This is a genomic window from Pseudomonas sp. UMAB-08 (genome assembly GCF_900095225.1).
Classification (GTDB): Bacteria; Pseudomonadota; Gammaproteobacteria; order Pseudomonadales; family Pseudomonadaceae; genus Aquipseudomonas.
This window is the reverse complement of sequence record NZ_LT607420.1, coordinates 1-3,364: the sequence shown is the minus strand read 5'-3', so window position 1 is coordinate 3,364 and position 3,364 is coordinate 1. Positions and strand designations below refer to the sequence as shown.

General features: G+C 57.6%; 4 protein-coding genes. All 4 read left to right on the top strand.

Annotated elements, in window-relative coordinates:
• The first annotated feature begins 44 nt into the window (after window positions 1–44).
• Entirely contained in the window at window positions 45–890 is an 846-nt protein-coding gene (gene choW, locus K0F75_RS13470; RefSeq protein ID WP_219062368.1) for a choline ABC transporter permease subunit, read from the top strand.
• Window positions 887–2,065: a choline ABC transporter ATP-binding protein gene (gene choV / locus K0F75_RS13465; protein WP_219062367.1), complete on the top strand. Its 1,179-nt coding sequence runs from the start codon at window positions 887–889 to the stop codon at window positions 2,063–2,065. Before choW ends, choV begins: the two co-directional genes overlap by 4 nt.
• Before the next feature lie 196 nt (window positions 2,066–2,261).
• Window positions 2,262–2,855: a transcriptional regulator BetI gene (gene betI, locus K0F75_RS13460; RefSeq protein WP_219062366.1), complete on the top strand. Its 594-nt coding sequence runs from the start codon at window positions 2,262–2,264 to the stop codon at window positions 2,853–2,855.
• Window positions 2,856–2,961: 106 nt separating this feature from the next.
• The coding region (locus tag K0F75_RS13455) for an aldehyde dehydrogenase family protein (RefSeq protein ID WP_219062365.1) at window positions 2,962–3,364 on the top strand (403 nt) is incomplete at its 3' end.

Below are 3,364 nucleotides of genomic sequence, written 5' to 3'. Positions count from 1 at the left end.
GCCTGCAGTTGTAAATATTCCCCCGCATGCGGACGTTCAATACCATGCTGACTGATCACAAAATCCCTCTAGGCCAGTACATCGCTGCCTTCGTCGAATGGCTGACGCAACATGGCGCCAACTATTTCGATGCGATCGCTTCGACACTGGAAACGATGATCCACGGCGTGACGTTCGCGCTGACCTGGTTCAATCCGCTGGCATTGATCGGCCTGATTGCTCTACTCGCTCACTTTATCCAGCGTAAATGGGGCCTGACCGCTTTTGTCATCATCTCGTTCCTGCTGATCCTCAACCTGGGGTACTGGCAGGAGACCATGGAGACCCTCGCCCAGGTGCTGTTCGCTACCTTTGTCTGTGTGCTGATTGGCGTACCGTTAGGCATCGTCGCCGCGCACAAACCGATGTTCTATACCGTCATGCGCCCGGTCCTCGACCTGATGCAGACTGTACCGACCTTCGTTTACCTCATTCCTACTCTGACCCTGTTCGGTCTGGGTGTGGTACCCGGCCTGATTTCCACGGTGGTGTTCGCGATTGCCGCGCCTATCCGCCTGACTTACCTGGGTATCCGCGATGTACCGCAAGAGTTGATGGACGCCGGTAAAGCCTTCGGCTGCTCGCGCCGTCAATTGCTCTCGCGCATTGAATTGCCCTATGCCATGCCGAGCATTGCAGCCGGTATCACCCAATGCATCATGTTGTCGTTGTCGATGGTTGTGATCGCGGCACTGGTAGGCGCCGACGGCTTGGGTAAACCCGTGGTCAACGCACTGAACACTGCTGATATCGCCCTGGGCTTCGAAGCAGGCCTGGCGATCGTACTGCTGGCGATCATGCTCGACCGTATCTGCAAACAACCTGACGCACAGGTAAGGGGTGACGCATGAGCATAATCCGCTTCGACAACGTAGACGTTGTCTTCGCCAGAGATCCACGTGAAGCCCTGAAACTGCTGGACCAAGGCCTGACACGTGATCAGATCCTGAAAAAGACCGGCCAGATCGTCGGTGTAGAGAAAGCCAGCCTCGACGTCGAGAAAGGCGAAATCTGCGTGCTGATGGGTCTTTCCGGCTCAGGCAAATCCAGTCTGTTGCGGTGTATCAACGGTTTGAACACCGTCAGCCGTGGCGCATTATTCGTCGAGCACGAAGGCGCGCAAATCAATATCGCCTCGTGTACACCGGCCGAATTGAAGCTGATGCGCACCAAGCGTATCGCCATGGTCTTCCAGAAATTCGCCCTGATGCCTTGGCTGACGGTGCGCGAGAACATCAGCTTCGGTCTCGAGATGCAGGGTCGTCCCGAAAAAGAACGACGCACGCTGGTGGATGAAAAACTTGAGCTGGTGGGCCTGACCCAATGGCGCAATAAAAAGCCCGATGAGCTTTCCGGTGGCATGCAACAGCGCGTCGGCCTGGCCCGTGCGCTGGCGATGGACGCCGACATTCTGTTGATGGACGAACCCTTCTCGGCCCTCGACCCCCTGATTCGCCAGGGCTTGCAAGACGAACTGCTGGAGCTGCAAAGCAAGCTGAACAAAACCATTGTGTTCGTGAGCCACGACCTTGATGAAGCGCTCAAGCTCGGCAGCCGGATCGCGATCATGAAAGATGGCCGGATCGTCCAGTACAGCGTGCCCGAAGAAATCGTGCTCAACCCTGCCGATGAGTATGTGCGCACGTTCGTCGCCCATACCAACCCGCTCAACGTCTTGTGCGGCCGCAGCTTGATGCGCACCGTGGACAACTGCACCCGCGTCAACGGCGAGATCTGCCTCGACCCGAGCGGTGACTCGTGGATTGGTCTGGCAGAAGGCAACACTATCAAGGGTGCTCGCCAAGGCGCAGCCAGCCTCGACCTGCAAAACTGGACGCCAGGGCAACCCATGGAAGGCCTGCACCGTCGTCCGACGCTGGTGCATTCAGACATCGGCATGCGCGACGCGCTGCAAATCCGCTATCAGACTGGCAACAAGCTGGTCCTGCAAGAAGGCAACCGCGTGGTCGGCATCCTCGGCGACAGCGAGTTGTACCACGCATTACTCGGTAAGAATCTGGGCTGACACCCTCCGCTGTGGGAGCGGGCGAGCCTGCTCCCACCACTTTTCTCTCCTTTCATAACCCGAACATCAAGAACATCACCCCATAGTCGCAGCGGTTGTTTTTTATTGATTGAACGTTCAATCAAAACAAAATAGACTGCATCACCGCCAAATTGATCAAAACATGATCACTTGGCGACCTAAGGAGATGCTTGAAATGCCAAAGGTCGGTATGCAACCCATCCGCCGTCAACAGTTGATCCAGGCCACGCTAGAGGCGGTCGATCAGGTTGGGATGGGCGACGCCAGCATCGCGCTGATCGCACGATTGGCCGGTGTGTCGAACGGCATCATCAGCCACTACTTCAAAGACAAGAATGGCCTGATCGCAGCGACCATGCGCCATCTGATGAACGCCCTGATCGTGAACGTCAGCGAGCGCCGCCTGGCACTCAGCGACAACAGCCCCCGGGCGCATCTTCAGGTGATTGTCGAAGGCAACTTCGACGCCAGCCAGGTTAACGGCCCGGCGATGAAAACCTGGCTGGCCTTTTGGGCCGCCAGCATGCACCAGCCGTCATTGCACAGGTTGCAGCGGATCAACGATCACCGCCTGTATTCAAACCTGTGCTGCCAGTTCCGCCGGGTACTGCCGTTGCCTCAAGCGCGCAGTGCGGCCCGTGGCCTGGCGGCTTTGATCGACGGATTATGGTTGCGTGGCGCGCTGTCGGGAGATGCTTTCGACACCGAGCAGGCGCAACAGATCGCTTACGAATACATGGACCAGCAACTGGCGAAGCAGGCGAGCTAGAGCACAAACAGCATCAGCCCCTGAACTGTCACTGACCCGCGTTGCCACAACTAGATGGCACCTGATCAGTGTGAGCGCCAAACCACACCGCACTTGCGAGGACACTATGGCCCGTTTCGAACTGCAAAAACTCTACATCGACGGCGGTTACGTCGACGCCAGTGGCGACGCCACTTTCGAATCCATCAACCCGGCTAATGGCGAAGTCCTTGCCACTGTGCAGCGCGCGACCAAAGAAGACGTCGAGCGTGCGGTTGTGAGTGCCGAAAAAGGTCAGAAAATCTGGGCCGCGATGACGGCCATGCAGCGCTCGCGCATCCTGCGTCGTGCGGTGGATATTTTGCGTGAGCGCAACGATCAACTGGCCGATCTGGAAACCCTGGACACCGGGAAATCGATTTCCGAAACCCGTTACGTCGACATCGTCACCGGCGCCGACGTGCTGGAGTATTACGCAGGCCTGGTCCCGGCCATCGAAGGCGAACAAATCCCGCTACGCACCTCTTCGT

Bases quoted from the DNA above. Each gene is read 5' to 3' on its own strand.
- choV (WP_219062367.1), top strand. From the start codon at position 887: ATGAGCATAATCCGCTTCGACAACGTAGACGTTGTCTTCGCCAGAGAT.
- betI (WP_219062366.1), top strand. From the start codon at position 2,262: ATGCCAAAGGTCGGTATGCAACCCATCCGCCGTCAACAGTTGATCCAG.
- choW (WP_219062368.1), top strand. From the start codon at position 45: ATGCTGACTGATCACAAAATCCCTCTAGGCCAGTACATCGCTGCCTTC.